At 66.4% G+C, this 21,999-nt stretch carries 19 protein-coding genes; 12 read left to right on the top strand and 7 right to left on the bottom strand.

Going from position 1 to position 21,999, the window contains the following annotated elements:
* Positions 1-99: 99 nt before the first annotated feature.
* From glpK to E9229_RS19080, 7 genes are all read left to right on the top strand, one after another.
* Positions 100-1,614, top strand: a complete 1,515-nt coding sequence (gene glpK / locus E9229_RS16405; RefSeq protein WP_183512715.1) for a glycerol kinase GlpK — start codon at positions 100-102, stop codon at positions 1,612-1,614.
* A gap of 317 nt (positions 1,615-1,931) precedes the next feature.
* Positions 1,932-4,373 (top strand): leucine--tRNA ligase, encoded by a 2,442-nt coding sequence (gene leuS / locus E9229_RS16410; RefSeq protein WP_183513119.1) that lies wholly within the window; start codon positions 1,932-1,934, stop codon positions 4,371-4,373.
* Positions 4,374-4,405: 32 nt separating this feature from the next.
* Complete coding sequence (locus E9229_RS16415; RefSeq protein WP_183512716.1) at positions 4,406-5,389, top strand: DegV family protein; 984 nt, start codon at positions 4,406-4,408, stop codon at positions 5,387-5,389.
* 165 nt (positions 5,390-5,554) lie between these two features.
* Positions 5,555-6,337, top strand: a complete 783-nt coding sequence (locus E9229_RS16420) for a ComEA family DNA-binding protein (protein WP_183512717.1) — start codon at positions 5,555-5,557, stop codon at positions 6,335-6,337.
* Complete coding sequence (locus E9229_RS16425) at positions 6,334-8,817, top strand: ComEC/Rec2 family competence protein (protein WP_221184687.1); 2,484 nt, start codon at positions 6,334-6,336, stop codon at positions 8,815-8,817. Before E9229_RS16420 ends, E9229_RS16425 begins: the two co-directional genes overlap by 4 nt.
* 35 nt (positions 8,818-8,852) lie before the next feature.
* The gene (holA, locus tag E9229_RS16430) at positions 8,853-9,857 is read left to right on the top strand and encodes a DNA polymerase III subunit delta (protein WP_183512720.1); all 1,005 of its coding nucleotides are present in this window, start codon (positions 8,853-8,855) and stop codon (positions 9,855-9,857) included.
* A gap of 365 nt (positions 9,858-10,222) precedes the next feature.
* Positions 10,223-10,387, top strand: a complete 165-nt coding sequence (locus E9229_RS19080; RefSeq protein WP_221184688.1) for a hypothetical protein — start codon at positions 10,223-10,225, stop codon at positions 10,385-10,387.
* Between the two features lie 86 nt (positions 10,388-10,473).
* Here the strand turns inward: E9229_RS19080 and rpsT are convergent, their stop codons facing one another.
* Entirely contained in the window at positions 10,474-10,734 is a 261-nt protein-coding gene (gene rpsT, locus E9229_RS16435) for a 30S ribosomal protein S20 (RefSeq protein WP_183512721.1), read from the bottom strand.
* A 218-nt stretch (positions 10,735-10,952) separates the two neighbouring features.
* Positions 10,953-11,522, bottom strand: coding sequence for a type II toxin-antitoxin system PemK/MazF family toxin (locus tag E9229_RS16440; RefSeq protein WP_183512722.1), 570 nt, complete (start codon positions 11,520-11,522; stop codon positions 10,953-10,955).
* A gap of 125 nt (positions 11,523-11,647) precedes the next feature.
* Here E9229_RS16440 and lepA point away from each other — a divergent pair, with 125 nt between their 5' ends.
* Positions 11,648-13,492 (top strand): translation elongation factor 4, encoded by a 1,845-nt coding sequence (lepA, locus tag E9229_RS16445; RefSeq protein WP_183513120.1) that lies wholly within the window; start codon positions 11,648-11,650, stop codon positions 13,490-13,492.
* A 2-nt stretch (positions 13,493-13,494) separates the two neighbouring features.
* Entirely contained in the window at positions 13,495-14,724 is a 1,230-nt protein-coding gene (hemW, locus tag E9229_RS16450) for a radical SAM family heme chaperone HemW (RefSeq protein ID WP_183512724.1), read from the top strand.
* Between the two features lie 126 nt (positions 14,725-14,850).
* On the opposite strand, the gene E9229_RS16455 is transcribed toward hemW, so the two are convergent.
* The 4 genes from E9229_RS16455 to E9229_RS16470 all read right to left on the bottom strand — a co-directional run bounded on the left by E9229_RS16455 (position 14,851) and on the right by E9229_RS16470 (position 17,690).
* Complete coding sequence (locus tag E9229_RS16455) at positions 14,851-15,549, bottom strand: RsiV family protein (RefSeq protein WP_183512725.1); 699 nt, start codon at positions 15,547-15,549, stop codon at positions 14,851-14,853.
* 93 nt (positions 15,550-15,642) lie between these two features.
* Positions 15,643-15,993 (bottom strand): hypothetical protein, encoded by a 351-nt coding sequence (locus tag E9229_RS16460; RefSeq protein ID WP_183512726.1) that lies wholly within the window; start codon positions 15,991-15,993, stop codon positions 15,643-15,645.
* 267 nt (positions 15,994-16,260) lie between these two features.
* Positions 16,261-16,677 (bottom strand): DUF4870 domain-containing protein, encoded by a 417-nt coding sequence (locus E9229_RS16465; protein ID WP_312855736.1) that lies wholly within the window; start codon positions 16,675-16,677, stop codon positions 16,261-16,263.
* A 152-nt stretch (positions 16,678-16,829) separates the two neighbouring features.
* Positions 16,830-17,690, bottom strand: coding sequence for a DUF3097 family protein (locus tag E9229_RS16470; protein WP_183512729.1), 861 nt, complete (start codon positions 17,688-17,690; stop codon positions 16,830-16,832).
* Positions 17,691-17,886: 196 nt separating this feature from the next.
* Here E9229_RS16470 and hrcA point away from each other — a divergent pair, with 196 nt between their 5' ends.
* From hrcA to E9229_RS16485, 3 genes are all read left to right on the top strand, one after another.
* Positions 17,887-18,900, top strand: a complete 1,014-nt coding sequence (gene hrcA / locus E9229_RS16475) for a heat-inducible transcriptional repressor HrcA (RefSeq protein ID WP_183512730.1) — start codon at positions 17,887-17,889, stop codon at positions 18,898-18,900.
* 75 nt (positions 18,901-18,975) lie between these two features.
* A complete protein-coding gene (dnaJ, locus tag E9229_RS16480; protein ID WP_183512731.1) occupies positions 18,976-20,106 on the top strand; it encodes a molecular chaperone DnaJ in 1,131 nt (376 codons plus the stop codon).
* The gene (locus tag E9229_RS16485; RefSeq protein WP_183512733.1) at positions 20,103-20,930 is read left to right on the top strand and encodes a 16S rRNA (uracil(1498)-N(3))-methyltransferase; all 828 of its coding nucleotides are present in this window, start codon (positions 20,103-20,105) and stop codon (positions 20,928-20,930) included. The genes dnaJ and E9229_RS16485 overlap by 4 nt, the downstream gene beginning before the upstream one ends.
* A gap of 80 nt (positions 20,931-21,010) precedes the next feature.
* On the opposite strand, the gene E9229_RS16490 is transcribed toward E9229_RS16485, so the two are convergent.
* Positions 21,011-21,934, bottom strand: coding sequence for a GerMN domain-containing protein (locus E9229_RS16490; RefSeq protein WP_183512734.1), 924 nt, complete (start codon positions 21,932-21,934; stop codon positions 21,011-21,013).
* Positions 21,935-21,999 lie beyond the last annotated feature (65 nt).

Consider the following 21,999-nt stretch of genomic DNA (forward strand, 5'->3'; position numbering starts at 1 on the left):
CTGCCCGGATGGGACGACCGGGGACCGGAAGTGCCCTAGACTCGGGCAAAACAATGCGGGGGATCTGCCGAGCCGGCCGATCGCGAGGGGCGGAGAACCATGGAGCGGTACATCATTGCCATCGACCAGGGCACCACGAGCAGCCGGGCCATCATCTTCGACGCTGCGGCACGCATCGTTTCCGTCGGACAGCTGGAACACGAGCAGTACTTTCCACATCCGGGCTGGGTCGAGCACGACCCGGTGCAGATCTGGGAGAACGTGCGCAGGGTGGTGGGCGCGGCGCTGGCCAAGGCCCAGCTGACCCGTACCGACATCGCCGCGGTCGGGATCACCAACCAGCGCGAGACGGCGATCGTGTGGGACAGGCATACCGGCGTGCCGGTGCACCGCGCCATCGTCTGGCAGGACACCCGGACCCAGGACGCCGTGGATGCGCTGGCTGCCGACGGGGGAGTGGGGCGCTTCAGGCAGCAGACGGGGCTGCCGCTGGCTACCTACTTCTCCGCGAGCAAGGTCGCCTGGATCCTGGATCAGGTGCCCGGCGCCCGGGCCCGGGCCGAGGCCGGTGACCTGCTCTTCGGCACTCCCGATTCCTGGGTGCTCTGGAACCTGACCGGCGGGCCGGGCTCAGGCGTGCACGCCACCGATGTCACCAACGCATCGCGCACGCTGCTGATGGACCTGGAGACCCTGGACTGGGATGCCGGGCTGCTGGAGCTGTTCGGCATCCCCGCCTCGATGATGCCGGTGATCCGTTCCTCCTCGGAGGTCTACGGGAGCGTGCATGCAAGCCAGTTGCTGGCCGGTGTGCCGGTGGCCGGCATCCTGGGGGACCAGCAGGCGGCGACGTTTGGGCAGGCCGCATTCTCCGCCGGCGGGGCGAAGAACACCTATGGCACCGGCTGCTTCCTGGTGGTGAACACCGGGACGCAGATTGTGCGTTCGAACAACGGGCTGCTGACCACGCTCGCGTACCGACTGGGTGACGCGGCTCCGGTGTACGCGCTGGAGGGGTCGGTGGCGGTCGCCGGATCGCTGGTGCAGTGGCTGCGTGATTCGCTGGGCATGATCTCCTCCGCCGCGCAGGTGGAGGAGCTTGCCGCACAGGTTCAGGACAACGGGGGCGTCTACATCGTGCCGGCGTTCTCCGGGCTGTTCGCCCCGTACTGGCGGCCCGACGCCCGCGGGGTCATCGTCGGGCTCACCCGCTACGCCAACCGCTGCCACATTGCCCGGGCCGCGTTGGAGGCGACGGCCTTCCAGGTCCGGGAGGTGCTCGATGCCGTCAACGCCGATGCGGGCGTGTCGATGGAAGAGTTGCGCGTGGACGGCGGGATGGTCGCCAACGAGGCGTTGATGCAGTTCCAGGCGGACATCCTGGGTGTGCCGGTGATCCGCCCGAAGGTCACCGAAACCACGGCCTTGGGTGCCGCCTATGCGGCGGGTCTTGCCGTGGGCTTCTGGGAGTCGTTGGAGCAGCTGGGGGAGCAGTGGGAGGAGGAGAAGCGGTGGGAGCCGGCGATGGAGGCGGCCGAGGCGCGGAAGTTGCTGCGGCTGTGGAAAAAAGCGGTCACACGGACCTTCGACTGGGTGGACGAGGACGTGCGCTGATCCTCGGTCCATGGCGCCTCCGGTGCGGGCCCGGTTCCGCGCGCCAGCACCCCGGCCGGGCGGTGCCGTGCTGTAGACTGACGCCATGAGTAAGATGATGTTGCTACCGTAGCCGTGCGGGTAAACCCGTACGGCAGCCCCTTGCATGCAAGGGGCTTTTGTGTGTCCGGAACCTCTTCGATGGAGCCGGATGCATGCAGGAGCAATAGCGGGGCCACGGCACCGCATCCCAGCTGACCACGAAGAAGGCGAAACTACACGTGAGCACCCAGCCCACCGGCGAAGAAACCACCGAATCGACCTACGGCTTCCGCGAGATGGAAGCCAAATGGGCCCCGGTGTGGGATGACCTAGGCGTATTTACCCCGAAGGACGACGGGTCAGCCGAGCGCCGCTACGTGCTGGACATGTTCCCGTACCCCTCCGGCGACCTGCACATGGGCCATGCGGAGGCGTTTGCCATGGGAGATGTCATCTCGCGCTACTGGCGCCAGTGCGGCTACGACGTGATGCACCCGATCGGTTGGGATTCCTTCGGCCTGCCCGCCGAAAACGCTGCCATCAAGCGCAACGCACACCCCTCGGAGTGGACCTACGCGAACATCGAGACGCAGGCCGCCAGTTTCAAGCGCTACGCGATCTCCGCCGACTGGTCCCGCCGGATCCATACCTCGGACCCGGAGTACTACCGCTGGACCCAGTGGCTGTTCACCCGCTTCTACGAAAAGGGCCTGGCCTACCGCAAGGACCACCCGGTCAACTGGTGTCCGAACGACCAGACGGTGCTGGCAAATGAACAGGTAGTCAACGGCGCCTGCGAACGCTGCGGCACCATGGTCACCAAGAAGTCGCTGAACCAGTGGTACTTCAAGATCACCGACTACGCCGACCGCCTGCTTGATGACATGGACGCGCTGCACGGTCACTGGCCCGAGCGCGTGCTGGCCATGCAGAAGAACTGGATCGGCCGTTCCGAGGGTGCCCACGTCGACTTCGTGATCGAGGCCGCCGGCGCGCAGCCGGCCCACAAGACCACCGTCTTCACCACCCGTCCGGACACCCTGTACGGGGCCACCTTCTTCGTGGTCGCAGCCGATGCGGCACTGGCTAACGAGCTGGTCACCGACGAGCACCGCGTGGCGCTGGAGGAATACCAGGAGCGGGTCAAGGCGCTGAGCGAGATCGAGCGCCAGTCCACCGAACGTGAAAAGACCGGCGTCTTCACCGGTCGTTATGCGATCAACCCGCTCAACGGCGAGAAGCTGGCGGTGTGGGCCGCGGACTACGTGCTGGCAGACTACGGCACCGGTGCGATCATGGCCGTGCCCGCGCACGACCAGCGCGACCTGGACTTCGCGCGGACCTTCGGCCTGCCGATCCGCGTGGTGCTGGACACCGGCCTGGAGGACCCGGCGGAAACCGGCGTCGCGGCCGTCGGGGAGGGCACCCTGGTGAACTCCGGCGAGCTGGACGGCCTGCCCAAGGCCGAGGGCATTGCCCGCGCCATCGAAATCGTTCAGGCGGCCGGCACCGGCGAGCACTTCGTGAATTTCCGCCTGCGCGACTGGCTGCTGTCCCGCCAGCGCTTCTGGGGCACGCCGATCCCGATCATCCACTGCGGTGAATGCGGCGAGGTCCCGGTCCCCGATGACCAGCTGCCGGTGCGCCTGCCCGATAACCTGCGCGGCGAGGACCTGTCCCCGAAGGGCACCTCTCCGCTGGCCGCTGCCAGCGACTGGGTCAATGTCCCCTGCCCGACGTGTGGTTCGCCGGCCAAGCGCGACACCGACACCATGGACACGTTCGTCGACTCCTCCTGGTACTTCCTGCGCTTCGTGTCCCCGGATTACACGCAGGGCCCGTTCGACCCGCAGGCGGCCAAGAACTGGATGCCCGTTGGGCAGTACGTCGGCGGCGTCGAGCACGCCATCCTGCACCTGCTCTACTCGCGCTTCTTCACCAAGGTCATCCACGACCTGGGCCTGATCGACTTCGACGAGCCGTTCTCCGCACTGCTGAACCAGGGCCAGGTGCTCAACGGCGGCAAGGCCATGAGCAAGTCGCTGGGCAACGGCGTGGACCTGGGCCAGCAGCTGGACAAGTACGGCGTGGATGCCATCCGCTTGACCATGATCTTCGCCTCCCCGCCGGAGGACGACGTGGACTGGGCCGATGTCTCCCCGGGCGGTTCATCCAAGTTCCTGGCCCGTGCCTGGCGCGTCGCCTCCGACGTGGCATCGGAGCCCGGCGTGGATCCGGCCACCGGTGACAAGGCCCTGCGCCAGGTCACCCACCGCGCCGTGCACGAGTCCCGCGCGCTGCTGGAGTCCGGCAAGTTCAACGTCGTGGTTGCCAAGACCATGGAGCTGGTCAACGCGACCCGCAAGGTGATTGATTCGGGGGCCGGCGCAGCCGATCCGGCGGTCCGCGAGGCGGCCGAGGCCACCGCGGTGATCCTCTCGCTGTTCGCCCCGTACACCGCGGAGGACATGTGGGCGCTGCTGGGCCACGAGCCCTCCGTCGCCAACGCCGGCTGGCCGATTGTCGAGGAGTCGCTGCTGGTCGATGACATGGTCACCGCAGTGGTCCAGATCAAGGGCAAGCTGCGTGCGCGCCTTGAGGTTGCAGCCGACATCTCCGAAGAGGAGCTGCGCGAGGCAGCGCTGAACCATGAAACCATCGTGCGCCTGCTCGATGGCGGTGAGATCCGCACGGTGATCGTACGCGCTCCGAAGCTCGTGAACATCGTTCCGGCTTAGCTCCCGGCCGCTAAAGGTGCGATGATCTACCGATGAGTGAACCCCGCAGCCCCGTCCACACCGATCGGCGTGATCGCCGCCCGGCCTGGAAGGGGCTGTTGGCTTCCCGCCGCAAGGCAGCCGGCGCCGTACCCGTCCCCGCGATCGGCATCGTCACGGATTCGGCGGCAGCACTTCCCGCAGCCTGGGTCCGGGCCCATGCATCGGTGCTGCGCAGCGTGCCGATGCCGGTGATGATCGACGGCAACATCTACGTCGAGGGAACCGACGACGTGCAAACCGCGTTGGCGCTGGGCCTGGCCATGGGCAAGACGGTGCAGACCTCTCGCCCCGCCCCGGGCCAGCTGCTGCGCGCCTACACCGAACTAGCCGAGGCCGGCGTGGCCCACATCGTCTCCGTCCACCTCTCGGCCAAGCTCTCGGGTACGGTGGATGCCGCACGTCTGGCGGCGGAGCAGTCACCGGTTCCGGTGACCGTGGTCGATTCGCGCACCGTGGCACTGGCACAGGGCTTTGCCGTGATGAAGATGGTCGATGCAGCGGAGTCCGGGGCCGGCCTGGCCACCATCACGGCGTTGGCGCAGACCGCGGAAAGCAACTCCATCTTCTTTACCGTGCCGTCGTTGGACCAGCTGCGCCGCGGCGGACGGATCGGCGCTGCCGCCGGGATGATCGGCACGCTGCTCGCCGTCAAGCCCATCCTGACCATGTCCGGAGGCCAAGTCATCGTCCAGGAGAAGGTCAGGACGCATCCGCGCGCGCTGGCCCGGCTGGTGGCGTTGGCCCGCGCAGAGGCTGCGGCGCGCGGCCCCGGGGCATCCTTGGCCGTGCATTATTTCGGGAACCTTGACCAGGCGCTGGAGATCGTCGCCGAACTCGGCGGGGCATCGGCCGAGGCGGTTTTTGCACAGCCCGTACCCGCCGTGCTCGCTGCACACACCGGTGCCGGCGTGCTGGCGGTGGCCATCACCTCCGGCGCCGAACCGGTAACCGTCCCCACCAGTCCGGTCGACTGACGGCAGCGCCCGTTCCACCGCTGCCATCGGCCACGCCGTAGCCTCCTGCGCTGGCGCAGATGAGCGGGAGCAGCGCTGTGGCCGGAGGTCCAGGACCTTGCCGGTTATCCACATGCCGGCGACGCGGTGCTCCGCCCGGGTTCACACCGGCGTGCAATGTCTTCCATGGGTCGACACCATTGGGAGCAAAACCAGGGTCAGTTCGACGGGGAGGAGCCCGTCGGCCGCTTCAGGCTGCTGCTGGGACGCGGCGCGCTGATCTGCGTGGTGCTCGCCGTCTTGGCCTGGCTGAGTACATCATTGCTGCTGTCCCCGCGGGGAGGTGGGCTCGAACCCCTCGCCGAGGTCCCCCTTGCCGGCACGCTGCCGCTCTTGCCGCAGGCACCCCCGGGAGCCGTCCCGTCCACCCGGGCTTCCACCGGCCAAGCCGGAGCCTCAGGCGCCCTGGACCCCAGCTTGAGGGAGGACGTTCCGGCCCCGACGCCATCGACGGACTTGCTGGTCATCCACGTGGCCGGAGCAGTCAGGGATCCGGGCATCTACAAGCTTCCCTCCGGTGCGCGGGCGTATGAGGCAATCGAGGCCGCCGGAGGCCTGGACAAGGATGCCGATGCCTCCTCGCTGAACTTGGCGGCACTGGTGCAGGACGCCACCCGGCTCTATGTGCCGCGAAAAGGCGAACAGCCCGGCCTCCAGCCACCGGGAACCGGTCCCGGCATTTCGCAGGCCCCGCCCGGATCCGGGGAACCCGATGCGAAGATCAACGTGAACACGGCCGATGCGGCGGCGCTGCAGGAGCTTCCGGGCATCGGCCCAGCGCTGGCTGCAAACATCATCGACTTCCGCAGCGCCAACGGGCCCTTCTCCTCAGTTGCAGACCTCGATGCCGTCAGCGGGATCGGCCCGGTCATGCTCAAACGGCTCGAACCACTGGTCGGCTTCCGATGAACCTGCATACCCGGGCTGCGAAGCGGTTCCGCCCGTGGATCATGCCCGAACCGGTCCCGGGTGACGAGGTGGACCATGTCCGGATCGATTTGCGGGCGGCCTGGGCACTGGCCGGGGCTTGGTGGGCTGCCCTGGGGCTGATCGGCCTCGGGCGCTCCGAACAGATCGTTGCGTCACTGGCAGCCCTGACCGCAAGTTCCCTGATCGCGTTCCGGATCAGCTGGCACCCAGCCCCCCTGGCCGGACGGCCGGGGTGGGGCGCCGCGCTGGTCTCGAGCATCGGACTGGCATTGGCAGGTGCAGCCCTTGTCGGTTGTTCGCTGGTGATTAACCACCCGCCGGCGCAGGAGCAGCTGCTCGCCTCCGCTGCCGGGCAGAAGTCAACGATTCGCGTGCAGCTGCTCCTGCTTGAGCCGCCGCGTCCAATGGCCTTGGGGCAGGGATTCGGCGAGGACCGGACGCGTGCGCCCGGCCTGCTGGCAGCCGCACGCGTCCAGGCGGTGATGGTCGGTGGCCTCTGGGAGCCTTCCGACGCCCGGGTGAACCTCACCTGGCAACCGACCGCCGGCGCTGGTACGGCTTCACCGGGGGAAGCGGGTGAAATCAAGCGGGTACTGGTCCGCGTTTCGCCAGCTGACCGCGGCGACAGGGCCGGCTGGTGGCTGCGTGCCAAAACGCCGCCGGAGGACATCGGCCGTGTTGCGGGGAACGGCATCACCCAGGCAGCCGGATCATTGCGCCGCGGCTTCGTGGAGCGCGGCGCCGTGCTGCCACAGCCGGCGCGGGCACTGCTGCCCGGGATGGTGATGGGGGACCGCAGTGGGCAAGACGAGGAGCTGACAATGGCGATGAAGACCGCGGGGCTGGCACACCTGACAGCCGTCAGTGGGGCGAACTGCGTGATGATCTGCGGCGCGGTGGTCTGGTTGGTGCGGCTCGCCCGGGCCAACCGCACGCTGTCCTGGCTGGCGGGACTGGGCGCATTGGCCGGATTCGTGGTGTTGGTGGGTCCGGAACCCAGCGTGCTACGGGCAGCGGTCATGGGCGCCATCGCCTCGGCGTCGTTGTATGCCGGGCGCGGGGCCCACGCACTGCCCGCCCTCGCATGGGCGATGACGTTGTTGCTGGCGTACGATCCGTGGCTGGCCGGGGACTACGCGTTCCAACTCTCCGGGTTGGCCACTGCCGGCATCGTGCTGATGGGCCGGCCGCTGTCCGTCCGGCTGCGCGCCCACCTGCCAGCGTGGTTGGCCGACGGCGTGGCCATCGCCACCGCCGCGCAGCTGGCGTGCCTGCCCGTGGTACTGATGCTCGGCGGCGGATTCCCGCTCTACGCCGTGCCGGCCAACATCCTCGTGGCCCTGCTGATCCCGTGGATCACCGTCGCCGGCACCACGGCACTTCTCTTTGGCGGCGTCTTACCGGCACTGGCCATGCCGCTGACCTGGGCCTCCGGGCTGCCGGCCGGACTGGTCGGACTGCTTGGCTCCTGGATCGCCGGGCTGCCCGGAGCATCGCGGCCGTGGCCGCCCGGACCGGCCGGCCCCATCACAGCCTGGGTGCTGTGTGCGCTGATGCTGATTTCCATGCTGGGTCCGCGGGCAGAGGGTGCCCGCGGGGCTCATCTGGTCCGCCTAGCTCCCGTCCTCGCCGCCGGCCTGCTGGCCGGGACGCTGTTCCCGCTCGGATTGCTGTTCCCGGTGCGTACCGGAGCCTGGGTGGTCGCCGCCTGCGACGTCGGTCAGGGAGATGCGATAGTGGTCAATTCGGGATCCGGGCATGGGGTACTGATCGATGCCGGCCCTGATCCCGACGCCATCGACTACTGCCTCTTAGGGCTGGGTGTCGGCGTACTCGATGCCGTGTTCATCACGCACCTGCATGCCGATCACACCGATGGCCTGCCCGGGGCGCTTTCCGGACGCACAACGGGCGCCCTGTACTATTCCACCGCCAAGGCTGGCGCCACGCCGCGCGGACACCCCGACGCCGACCTATTGGCCCCCGGGGCCACGGGGCGTGCTGGACCGGTCTCCTGGGAGGTGCTTGGCCCCGTGGGTAAAGCCGCACCCGATGCCGAGAATGAGGCATCGTTGGTGATCAGGTTCACTATCGCTGGCACGGGTGCCGGAGAGCGGCAGCTGACGCTTCTCGAAACCGGGGACCTGGAGGAGGCGGCCATGGCGCGGGTACTCGAGACCGGTGCCATCGGACCGGTGGACATCCTGAAGGTCTCCCACCACGGTGCGGCAAACGGGGGAGTGGGCGTGATCGATGCCGGCTCCCCGTCGGTGGCGCTGATTTCCGTCGGGTCCGGTAATACCTACGGGCATCCTCACCAGCGAATCACCGAGGCGCTGGCCCAACGCGGAGTGCCTTCCTACCGGACGGACACCGCCGGAACCATCCTGGTTTCCCGTGACGGTTCGGACCTGCGCGTGACCGGCTGGAAGGGGTGGCAACAGGGCCCGGGCCGATAGGATGGACACAGAGCTTTTCACACCTGGAGGAATACATGGCTGCGCCCCGTGCCGCTGCAAAAACTAGTTCCGGCGGCTCCTGGCGAACCGTGGAACCGGCCCCGCTGATCCTGCTGCAAGGTCCTGAGGATTTCCTGGCCGGACGCGCCATGGATTCACTCCGGGCCCAGTTCCGTGCGGTGCATGGCGAGATCGAACTCACCCGCTTCGAAGCAGCAAGCTATGTCTCCGGCGAACTGCTGTTGGCCTCCAGCCCCTCACTCTTTGGTGAGGCGAAGGTCATCGAAATCCGGGGACTCTCTTCCATGAACGAGGAGTTCCTGACCGACGCGATGGACTACTGCGCCTCACCGGCCCCCGAAGCAACCGTGGTGATGTACCACTCCGGTGGCAACCGCGGAAAGAAGCTGCTCGATGCGCTCAAGGCCGCCGGAGCTGTGTCCATCGACTGCCAGCCGCTGAAGAAGGACGCCGAGAAGCTGGACTTTGTGTCAAAGGAGTTTAAAGCTGCAAAGCGCCGCATTACCGCGGAAGCTGCTCGTGCCCTGGTCTCCGCGCTGGGATCGGACCTGGCCGAGCTGGCTGCCGCAGCATCCCAGCTGGTCCAGGACACCTCAGGTGAGATCTCCCAGGAAACGGTAGACCAGTATTACGGCGGCCGGGTGGAAGCCACCGGATTCAAGGTGGCCGATGCCGCACTGACTGGGCGCGCCGCCGAGGCGCTGAGCACGCTGCGCCACGCGCTGTCCACCGGAACTGATCCTGTTCCGATCGTCGCGACACTCGCCATGAAGCTGCGCCAGGTGGCCAAGGTCGCCGGCGCCCGCAAGTCCTCCGGCGAGCTCGCGCGCGACCTGGGCATGGCGCCATGGCAGGTGCAGCAGGCCCAGGAGCAGGCGCGGCACTGGAAGCAGGAGGACCTGATTCGTTGCATCAGGCTGGTGGCCGAAGCCGACGCGATGGTCAAGGGCGGTTCCCGGGATCCCGAGTACGCGGTGGAGCGCGCCGTCACCGGGATAGCGCTCTCAGCCCGCCGTTAGCCTCAGCACCCTGACCAGGCTCCGAGGATGAGCGGTCCGAAAACGGACGCCGAGGACGTCTTGGCTTTGGCCCCAACCTGAAGCGGCCTACAAATATGACTGCTCCCACGCTCATCAAGCTACTATTGCCGAAGTCGTGGACACCGACGTTTGCTTGGGTCGCAAGGTAGTTGCGGAGCCCGCCTTTTAGCCCGCACGCGGTTCCCCCATCGAAGCCAGCGGTCAGCTTCGACGATTTCCAAAAGGGTTCTTTGCAGCCGCGGGTAAGCAATATATGGGAGTTTCGCGCTACTACTGCACAACTCATTTCGTCACCACGCATCCCAGCTGCGTCTAAACATTCGACGGCACCACAGTTCAGCAAAATGAGTCGAGCTCTCAACGCCCGGGCGGCTACTGCGCTCGACACCCGGACACCGGCGCTGGAGGCGGAAAGCGGTAAGATCGCCCGTACTCATGTGGCAGTCCAGTCTGCGGAAACCATCGAATGGTTCGCCCACTCGCCGCTTTCCCGCGAGAAGCGTCACTGATATTAAAGCGAAAGGCCCGCTTCCCTGGTGTGGGGAAGCGGGCCTGAAGCCTGTACTACAGATTCTCGTCAGAGAATTGCGGCTCTTTAGAGAGCTGCAACCTTCTTGGAGATGGCCGACTTGCGGTTGGCTGCAGCGTTCTTGTGCATGACACCCTTGGTTACAGCCTTGTCCAGCTTGCGACCGGCGGCGACCATGGCTGCGTTTGCCGCATCCTTGTCAGCTGCATCGACGGCGGTGCCGACGGTGCGGATGGCGGTGCGCAGTTCGGAGCGAACTGCAGCGTTGCGCTGGCGCGCCTTCTCGTTGGTGAGAATGCGCTTCTTCTGGGACTTGATATTAGCCACGTGTATAAACTCTCTTGCTCATCGCTTTTAATGGTCGGTGAGGGTATCTTCCGGGCCATCGACTGAGCGGCGTGGGGATACCTATGGCGACCCGGGAGAAGTGCCCGTCGACCTGCGCGGACACACAAGAAGTAATATTAGCACCTCGCGGCGCACACCGCGATTCCCAAGTTCATCCGCCATGTCGAGCGGCGGGTTTCCGGAACAACGGTGGTGGTTCAGGGGTGGGTTGCCAGTCCTGTGGCCACCATGTTGAACCGATCACGCGGCAGGATTGCCCCTTCGCGTCGGATCCCCGAGGCGCGCAGCCGCAGCACCCGATCAAGTTTCACTTCGCTGGGGCGGCCCTGCTTGTCCCAGGGGCCGGTGCCGATATCGACGTAGTCGTTGTCACGTCGCGCCCCATTGGTGTGGTCCTTGGAGGTGAGCATCAGGCCCAGCAGGTAGTTCCCGTCCCGACCGACCAGCAGTACTGGGCGGTCTTTACCCTGGGAATAGTCCTCCTCATAGGGGACCCAGGCCCAGACGATTTCACCGGGATCCGGCTTGCCGTCGTTGCTGGGGCAATAGGCGGGTCGCAGTCGGCCCCGGTAGTCGCCGGGGTAGCCGCCGTCTTCCCAGCCGCTGGACCCGGGAGCATGCGGCGCGCGTTGCCCGTCGGCGGCCCGGCGCTTGCCTGCCGGAGGCCTGGTGGAAGGCGTGCCGGAGGGTGGAGCCTTGCTGGATCCGGTCAGCAGTTCCAGGAACCGGGAGGCAAATTTCATGAGCGAGTTGGCATCGAACTTCATGACCGCCAAACTACCAGCCGAAACACCCGGGTACCGATGTGCGCCGCAAAACCCCACTCATGGGAGAATGGGGCTTTGCGGAATACCGCAGCCACGTATCCATCACTCTTAGCGAGGTCACCCACGTGTCACCCATGGCCCGCACCGCCCCGGTGCCTTCCGCGACTGATCCGGCGATCATCAGGAACTTCTGCATTATCGCCCACATCGACCACGGCAAGTCGACCCTGGCCGACCGGATGCTCCAGCTCACCGGCGTCGTCTCCTCACGCGACATGAAGGCCCAGTACCTGGACCGGATGGACATCGAGCGCGAGCGCGGCATCACCATCAAGTCCCAGGCGGTTCGCATGCCCTGGGAGCTCGATGGCGTCTCCTACGCACTGAACATGATCGACACCCCCGGGCACGTCGACTTCACCTACGAGGTCTCCCGCTCTCTGGCAGCCTGTGAGGGCGCGATCCTGCTCGTTGACGCGGCGCAGGGCATCGAGGCCCAGACCCTAGCCAACCTGTACCTGGCCATGGAAAACGACATGACCATCATCCCGGTGCTCAATAAGATCGATCTTCCCTCGGCACAGCCAGAGAAGTACGCTGCGGAGATCTCCAAGCTCCTGGGTTGCGAACCGGAGGACATCCTCCAGGTCTCCGGCAAGACCGGCATGGGCGTCGAGGCGCTGCTGGACAAGGTCGTCCGCGATCTTCCGGCTCCGGTCGGAGACCCCGATGCACCGGCCCGCGCCATGATCTTCGACTCGGTCTACGACACCTACCGTGGCGTGGTCACCTACGTCCGCGTGGTCGACGGCAAGATCTCACCGCGTGAAAAGGTCCAGATGATGTCCACTGGCACCACCTACGACCTGCTGGAAATCGGCGTCTCCTCGCCCGAACCGACTCCCACCAAGGGCCTGGGCGTCGGCGAGGTAGGCTACCTGATCACCGGGGTGAAGGACGTTCGCCAGTCCAAGGTCGGAGATACTGTCACCAACTTCGCCAAGCCGGCGGAGAAGTCGTTGGGCGGATACCAGGACCCGAAGCCGATGGTTTTCTCGGGCCTGTACCCCATCGACGGTTCGGATTATCCGGCGCTGCGTGATGCGCTGGACAAACTGCAGCTCAACGACGCTGCATTGACCTATGTGCCGGAAACCTCAGTGGCACTGGGCTTCGGCTTCCGCGTCGGCTTCCTGGGCCTGCTGCACCTGGAAATCACCCGCGAGCGCCTTGAAGCAGAATTCAACCTCGATTTGATCTCCACCGCACCAAACGTCGTCTACGAAGTCATGACCGATGACCGCAAACTGCGCACCGTGACCAACCCGAGCGAGTTCCCCGACGGGAAGATCCTCGAGGTCCACGAGCCCATGGTTGCCGGCACCATCCTGGCACCGCACGAATTCGTCGGCGCCATCATGGAGCTCTGCCAGTCGCGGCGCGGCGTCATGCGCGGCATGGACTACCTCTCCGAGGAACGCGTGGAGATCCGCTACTGGCTTCCGCTGGCCGAGATCGTCTTCGACTTCTTCGACGTGCTGAAGTCCAAGACCCGCGGCTACGCCTCGCTGGACTGGAAGGCAGACGGCGAACAGATCTCGGATCTGGTCAAGGTCGACATCCTGCTCCAGGGCGAACAAGTCGACGCTTTCAGCGCCGTCACCCACCGTGACAAGGCCTACGCCTACGGGAACATGATGACGCAGAAGCTGCGCGAACTGATTCCACGCCAGCAGTTCGAGGTGCCGATCCAGGCTGCCATCGGTTCGCGCATCATTGCCCGTGAGTCCATCCGCGCCATCCGCAAGGACGTCTTGGCAAAGTGCTACGGCGGCGACATCAGCCGTAAGCGCAAGCTGCTGGAAAAGCAGAAGGCCGGTAAGAAGCGCATGAAGATGGTCGGTCGTGTGGAGGTTCCCCAGGAAGCCTTCATCGTCGCCTTGTCCTCCGACGAGCCCAAGAAGAAGTAGCAATGCCCTCTGCTTTGCCCCTCGGGGATCCGGCGCCATCGGACGGGTTGCTTCCGGCAACCTGCGTCGATGGCGCCGTGGACCGGACCTTCTCGGTCTACGTCCACATTCCATTCTGTGCCGTACGCTGCGGGTACTGCGACTTCAATACCTACACGGCCTCCGAACTCGGCTCGGGCTCCAGCCAGGAAACCTATGCCCTGGCCGCCGCCCGTGAACTCGAGTTCGGGGCGCAGGTCATGCGTGATTCGGGCCAGCCCGAACGGCCCGTATCCACCGTCTTCTTCGGTGGCGGCACACCGACGCTGCTTCCGGCTTCGGACCTGGTGTCCATCCTGGGCACTGTCAAGGAGCAATGGGCGCTGGAGCCGGGCGCGGAAGTCACCACCGAGGCGAACCCGGATACGGTGACTGCCGAATCCATGCGCGCGCTGGCCGCCGGCGGCTTCACCCGTGTCTCCATCGGCATGCAGTCCGCCGTCCCGCACGTGCTCAAGACCCTTGACCGCACCCATGAGCCTTCGCGCGTCGGCCAGGCAGTTGCCTGGGCGCGCGAGGCCGGCCTGCAGGTCAGCGTCGATCTGATCTACGGGACGCCGGGTGAATCGATCGAGGATTGGCGCACGAGCCTTGAAACGGCGATCTCCTATAACCCGGACCACATTTCGGCATACGCGCTGATCATCGAGACCGGCACCCGGCTGGCGGCGCAGATCCGCCGCGGCGAAGTTCCGGACATCGATGACGACGACCATGCGGATAAGTATCTGATGGCCGACGAGATGCTCGCAACCGCCGGCTTCGGCTGGTATGAGGTCAGCAACTGGAGCCGTGGCGAGGATACCCGCTGCCGGCACAACATGGCCTACTGGCAGGGCGGCGACTGGTGGGGCGCGGGCCCCGGTTCGCATTCGCATGTCGGCGGGCTGCGCTGGTGGAACGTCAAGCACCCGGCCGCCTACCAGCAGCGCATCGACGCCGGTACTTCGCCGGCGGCCGGACGCGAAACCCCCGACGCGCAGGCACGTCAGCTCGAGCGCACCATGCTGCTCACCAGGATCCGCGAGGGCATGGCCACAGCCGAATTGGATGCCGGAGGTCGAATGGCGGTTGCCGGGTTGATCGCGGACGAGCTGATCGATCCGGTGCAGGCATTTGCCGGGCGCATCGTGCCCACCCTGCGGGGCCGGCTGCTGGCCGATGCCATTGTGCGCAGGCTGCTGGGTTTCTGAGCGTTAGCACGGAGATGATGTCAGGCTCCGATCCACCCTTGTTTGGGGGCGGGTCGGAGCCCTATTTCGTGCTTTCCGGTGTCCCGCCATTCCTTCGGCGGCTCACCGGGCGATGCCGGTTGCCGCTCAGCCCCTGCAGAAGCTACGTGCAGAGGGGATCTTTCCCTGGGCCTTCTTGATGGTGGCAAGGTCCTTGGCGGAGGCGGGTTTCCAGCCCTTGGTCAGTGACGCGGGGCTGATTTTTGGATTCGACGAGGTATCGAGCAGCTTGAACCTGATCTTGCTGATTTTCTGGTTGTAGTAGGACATGCCCGCTGAGAGCGTTGCCGTCTTGCCGCTGCGGACACCATAGACGCAGCTGCCGTCACCGAAGCCCACCGGTCCGAAGAACATGGTCATCTTCCGGCCTTGGGTCGCGACGTACATGGCGCCACCCTCATAGAACTCGCCCCGCTTGTTCCACTTAATGCCGTAGGCGTAGATGCGTTTCTTCACCTTGCCGCTCATGGCCTTGGTGGTGGCGACCTCGCCCCAGGGCAGCAAAACGCTCGGTGGGCCGCAGAAGCCAGCGGCAATTGAGTACTTCGCGTAGTGCAGCCGAATTCCCTTGGACGAGACGTTCCATGCAATGGCATTGGGGATGTATCCATGGGTGCTCTTGATTTTCGTGAAGGGGTCAAGTTCCCAGGTGCAGGCCTTCTTATCCAGTGCGAAGTTTGTCGCCACGGCGACCTTGGTAGTCCGGTCGCCCTGGGCGATGAATGTACCCAGCGACACCTTCTTTCCCGTTTTCAGGTCCTGCGTGAAGGAGCGAATCGTTGACATGGAGGTGATACCGCACAGATGTGAATTGATGGAGAAGGCGACGGATGCGTACCGGCCCTTATGGATGGAGCGTTGGCCAGGGTAGATGCTGAGCTACGCCGTCTTGCTTGAACCGCAGCCGCCCTTGCGGTTCACGTTGAACGACTTCTGTTCGGCCTTTACCACTGCTGCCGCATACGTGGCGAACAGCTTGCGGTTCTTTGCCGTCGAGCCGCCCAGGATCGGAAGCACCACCTTCTGGGAGGACTTGTTCGGTGCCTTCGTCGTGGTTGTCTTCTTCTTGCCCAGCGTGATCTTCGGCGGCTTCGCCTTGGTGGCAGCGGCCAGGACGGAAGGTGATGCTGGAGCTTGGGCGGTGATCGGCGCGCCCAGGGCCGGTGCCGTGACTGTGAGCAGGCTGGCCAGTAAGGCTCCAGCCGTAGTTATTGTCCAGAATCGCTTCATGATGGCTCTCCCGACGATTATGTGACCTGGGTCACAATAGCAGGGTTCAAGTAGATTGGCGATGGGCAGACGGAACCGGATTCACTCCCGGAGCGGCACTCGGAAGAGACTGAGTTGTCCAATGGCGGTCCGACCTGCTCATCGATGGGCACCGGCGACTTGCGGCCCGTGCGATGCCACCGAGGCAACATTGCCCGCTTGGCGCGTGATGCGCCAAGCGGGCAATGGATAAGCAGGGTAGTGCGGTGGATCCTTCGGCCTGCGCGGCTACTTGAACAGGCGCAGGTTCAGTGGGTAGCGGTAGGGTCGCCCCTTGTTGACCTGAATGCCCGCGTAGACCCCGCTGATGGTCAGGGCCAGCCAGATCAGCACGACGATGATCGAGAACACCCAGCCGATGACCGGAATCAACGAGAACAGGTTCGCCACAATGGCGATGACCGTCAGCGGGAAGGTGAAGTTCAGCGCTTCCTTGGACTCCTGGGCGGTGAACGGGCCGCGGTCGCGATAGACGGCGTAGATGACAAGCGAGGGCAGGAAGCCCAGAATCGAACCGAAGTGCGCGATCATCGCCCATTGGCGATCCTCAGCCGGGGTTAGCGGAAGCGGTGCCGGCGAGGATCCCTCTAATCGGTCCGAATCGCCACGTTCGGCGTTCGCGGCCTGCTTAGCCCCATCAGCCACTGACTGACCCCATTTCTGCTTCGTCGGTACTGTCTGGCCCCTAGTCTATCGTCCGACCCGGCCTCGGTGGCAGGGCTTGCGGGCCAGTCCCAAGTGAACCGCCTCCACCCGGCCGTGAACTTTCTCACAACCATTGTGCGACGCCCGATAACCTAGTCCCGATGGTCTCCGGCAGTGAGGAAGTCGATGACTTCCTCGACCCTGGCCAGCAGCGACGGTTCGAGGTCGGCGTAGGAGTTCACCTGGCCCAGCAGGCGCTTCCAGCCCAGCGCGACATCGGTGACGGTGGCGTGTTCCCACCCCAGGCCCTTCAGGATCCCCGTCTTCCAATCGGTACCCCGCGGCACTACCGGCCAGGCGGAAATGCCCAGCACCTTGGGCCTGATGGCCTGCCAGACATCGATATAGGGGTGCCCGACGATGAGTACGTGACCGGCGGCGCCGGGGACGCGCATCGCCTCCGCGGCGATCCTCGCCTCCTTGGAGCCGGTGACGAGGTGGTCGACCAGGATGCCGAGCTTGCGCTGGGGGCCGGGAGCAAAGCCGCGGACGGCGGCGGCCAGGTCATCGACGCCATGCAGCGGCTCGACCACTATGCCTTCGACGCGCAGGTCGTGGCCCCAGACCTTTTCAACGAGCTCGGCATCGTGCTTGCCCTCGACCCAGATGCGGCTGGCCCGGGCGGTCCGGGCCTTGAGCCCGGTGACCAGGCGAGAGCCCGATGCGCTGCGTACGGGGGTGGCCGGGGCGGCCGCCGTGGCAACGGGCTCGGTCAGTTCCACTGGTTCGCCCTCGAGCAGGAAGCCGTAGCCGGTGCGGAAGGAACGGGTCTTGCCGCGGCGGTCCTCCAGCACGACCATGCGCAGGCCGCCGGACTTCTCAACCCGGACGACCTCGCCGACCCAGCCGCTTTCCACGTCCTCCAGCAGCAGCCCGCGGGCCGCCGGAACCCTGCGCAGGGCCTGGCGCTTGGGCGCCGAGATATCCCGGGCACCCCAACCGAATTGGCTCATCCTCAATCACTACTCTCGTTCGGGGCAGGGTGGGGAAGCGCCGTGTGAGTCCCGCTTCATCCATAGGCCAACCATGCTAACAACGCCCGGCTCGTATTAGACTTAGCACTTGAACGTGTCGAGTGCCAGAAGCTCGATGCGAAACGACCATCGCCTCCCGGTGCGCACCGGGGCGCGGAGCAGGAGAAACGTCCCCATGTCCGAACCGCGCCGGCTCGAGGTGCTTCGTGCGATAGTCGAGGACTACGTGCACTCGCGCGAGCCCGTGGGCTCCAAGGCGCTGGTTGAACGGCACGGCCTGGGCGTCTCCGCCGCCACGATCCGCAACGACATGGCGGCGCTGGAGGACGAGGGGCTCATCGTCGCCCCGCACACCTCGTCCGGCCGGATCCCCACGGAGCGGGGTTACCGCCGCTTCGTGGACCGGATAGAGGACGTCAAGCCGCTCTCGGGCGCTGAACGCCGCGCCATTTCCTCGCTCTTGGAGGGATCCAGCGATCTGAACGAGGTGCTGGAGAACACGGTGCGGCTGCTCGCGCAGATCACCCACCAGGTGGCGGTCATCCAGGTCCCGCTCTACAGCGACGCGGCGGTCCGCCACATCGAACTCGTCGGGCTCGGCGGCGGCCAGGCGCTGGTGGTGCTCATTTCCACCCGCGGCACCGTCGACCAGCGCGTCATCGCACTCTCCGGCGAGGTCTCCACCGAGGACCTGTATTCACTGCGTGACGCGATGCTCGGTGCCGTGTCCGGGGCCCGGCTCACCGAACTGGCCCGGGCCGCCCAGAACGCCGTGGACCTGCTCGAGCCGCGGCTGCGCGGCGCGGCGCAGGCACTGGCCTCGGCCCTGTGCGCGCTGTCCCGCAACAGCGCCATCGAACGCATGGTCATGGCTGGAACGGCGAACTTGGCCCGCTCCACCAGCGACTTCCCGCTGAGCATCACCCCGGTGCTCGAGGCGCTGGAAGAGCAGGTGGTGCTCTTGCGCTTGTTCTCCGAGCTGGAGGAGGACGGCCGTGGCATGTCGGTGAGCATCGGCAGCGAAAACGCCCACGGGTCACTGAGCGGGGCGTCGGTCGTGGCCACCGGGTACGGCCCCGGGGAGCACGCGAAGATCGGCGTGCTGGGGCCCACCCGGATGGACTATCCGGCCTCGATGGCCGCGGTGCGCGCCGTCGCTCGTTACCTCTCCCGCATTCTGGCCGGTTGAGCGGCGCCGAACGGCGCCATCACACCGGGCAACGACAATGAATTTCCAGGCAGCACGAAAGGACGCACACACACTGTGAGCACTCACTACGACGTACTCGGGGTCGCGAAGGACGCCACCCCGGAGGAGATCAAGAAGGCCTACCGCAAGCTGGCCCGCAAGCTCCACCCCGATGTGAACCCCGGCGAGGACGCCTCCGAGCAGTTCAAGGCGGTCACCCATGCCTACGAGGTCCTCTCCGATCACGACAAGCGCAGCAATTACGATGCCACCGGCAACGAGAACGGCAACGGATCCCAGGGCTTCGGCGGGGGAGGCGCCGGTTTCGGCGGTTTCGGCGACATCTTCGAGCAGTTCTTTGGCGGCAACCAGGCCCAGGGCCCGGCCTCGCGCACCCAGCGCGGACGCGACGCGCTGATCACGGCGACCATCGACCTGAAGGACGCAGTCCTGGGCGTGGTCTATCCGCTGGAAATGGAAACGGCAGTCACCTGCCCGACCTGCCAGGGCTCCTGCTGCCGCCCGGGCACGCATCCGGAAACCTGCACCATCTGCCGCGGCGCCGGCCAGGTCCAGCGCCCCGTGCGCTCGTTCCTGGGCCAGATGATGACCGTGGAAACGTGTCCCGCCTGCCGCGGCTTCGGCACCACCATCCCCGAGCCCTGCAACGAGTGCCTGGGCCAGGGCCGCGTGCGCGAACGCATGAGCAAGCAGCTGAAGATTCCCGTGGGCGTCGCCACCGGCACCCGCATCCACCTGGCCAACCAGGGCGAGGCCGGCACCGGCGGAGGCCCGAACGGGGATCTCTACGTGGAGATCGAGGTGCGCCGGCACAAGACCTTCGAACGCGAGGGCGATGACCTGCACGCGACCATGAACGTGCCGATGACGGCGGCGGCCCTGGGCGCGGACCTGAAGCTTGAAACCTTCGACGGGACAGAGACCCTGGCCGTGGAGCCGGGCACGCAGTCCGGCGCCACGGTCCGCCTGGCCGGGCTCGGCGTACCGAGCCTGCGCAGCGGACGCCGGGGGGACATCATCGTGCACATCCAGGTCGAAACGCCGTCGAAAATCGACGCGGCACAGCGCGATCTGCTCGAGCAGCTGGCCAAGCTGCGCGGCGAGGAATTCGCCGAGGGCCGGATGGAGCACACCGGGGGCATGTTCTCGCGGCTGCGCGACAAGCTGGGCAACCGCGGCGCATGAGCAACCAGGCCTTCTTCACCGAACCAGGAACCCTGGCCGCCGCGGCGCCAGGGGACCTGCTGAGCCTCGAGGGCCCCGAGGGGCATCATGCCGTCTCGGTGAAGCGGGTGCGGGCCGGGGAACACATCGACCTGCTCGACGGATCCGGCCGCCGGGCCGTGTGCACCGTGGACTCCACGACCAAGGCGGCACTTGTCGCCCGCGTCGATGGGCTGCTCGACGAACCACGCCACGGCGTGCGGGTCACCCTCGTCCAGGCCCTGGCCAAGGGGGATCGGGACTTGCAGGCGGTGGAGTCCGCAGTAGAACTGGGGGTCGATGCGATCCGGCCCTGGGCGGCCGAACGCTGCGTGGTGAAGTGGGCGCCCGAACGGGCGGCCAAGGCGCGGGCCAAGTGGTCCTCCACCATCCGTGCTGCCGTCAAGCAGTCGCGCCGCACGGTGGAACCGGAACTGTTCGAGCTGGCGGGCACGGCGGCACTGGCCCAGGAGATCGCCGCCGGTGCCGCCCGGGAAGTACCGTCGTTGACACTGATCCTGCACGAGGCGTCGGACGCGCCGCTGGCAGCCGTCCTGGGGTCCTGGCTGGCCGACCACCCGGCGTTGGCCGGTGGCGCCGCCGCTGCCGTACCGCTGGGTCGGGTCGAGTTGTTGGTGGGGCCCGAGGGCGGGATCAGCGACGCGGAAATCGGGAAGCTGACCGCTGCCGGTGCGCGCGTGGCCCAAGTGGGCACCCACGTGCTGCGGTCATCCACGGCGGGCCCGGCGGCGCTGGTTCTCGTGCGCCACCTGCTGAACCAGCTCGAGGCCCCCGCCTCCGCCTAGCCACAAAGACGCAAGCACCTTCGACACCCTTCCTTCGCGGTGTAGGGGGTGCTTGTCGCGTTTGTCCTCGCGGGGGCGGATCAGTCGATGCCGAAGTCCTTGGTGTCCAGCGCGAGCTTGTCCGGGCGCCCTGATTCTAGGCCCCACACGCTGAGCCGGTAGGTGCCGGGCCGGAGCGGTTGTTCAAAGGCGAAGGAGTCGTCGCCGGGCTTCGGGTCGACGCCCGGAACCTCCCCGCCGGCAACGACCGGCCAGGCCGGGGCGCCGAGGTCTTGGATCTGCCAGTGCGTGCCGCTGCTGAAGGCCGCGCCATCGCCGTTGACCAGAACCTTTCCCTTGCCCTGTACCGCGCCCTCCTGCGGATCGATGACCCAGAGCGGGGCGCGCAGCGAGTAGTCGCGGGCCAGCCTGTCCGGCAGTTCCAGCTTCCCGAAGGCCTTGAACCGGGCCTGGCCATCGACCAGGACACGCACGCGCGGTGCGGCCGACCCGGTGAGGATGCCGGAGTTTGCCGCGGCGGCGGTGGCGGTGAAGACCAGCTGGGCGATCGAACGCTTGGCCAGGCCGGCGTCCATCGTCGTGGCGAACGCATCGCGGGAGATGTCGATGGTGATCACGTTTTCCGCGTCGATCGAGGCGCCCAGTGCCGAGGCTGGGCGCCACAGCGAGAAGTAGTCCGGGTCCTTCGGCTTGCCCGCGAGCATCCGGCCCAGTGCGGCGGCTATGGGATCGCCGAGGTCGGGCAGATTCACGAATTCACGGTACAGGTAGACGGTCGCATCGTTTTCGCCCAGCCAGTAGACCGGGCTGAGCCGGCGCGCGCTGAGCCGCTCCAGCGCTTGGGGTGCGGAGGGTGAGGCAGTGGCGCCGTGGGCGGAAACCGTCTCGGGCATCGTACTGAGCGGGCTTGATCCGCCGGAACCGCAGGCTACCGTCGCGTCAAGCACCATGACCAGTGTCATCACGGCAAACCGTGGACGATGGCGGGCAGTGGTTTTTCGCACGCGGGAAACTCCTGGCAAAAAGGGGAACGGTGGACGGTGCTTGGATGTCGGTGGCATGGACCCGT

Source organism: Paeniglutamicibacter cryotolerans (assembly GCF_014190875.1).
Taxonomy (GTDB): domain Bacteria; phylum Actinomycetota; class Actinomycetes; order Actinomycetales; family Micrococcaceae; genus Paeniglutamicibacter; species Paeniglutamicibacter cryotolerans.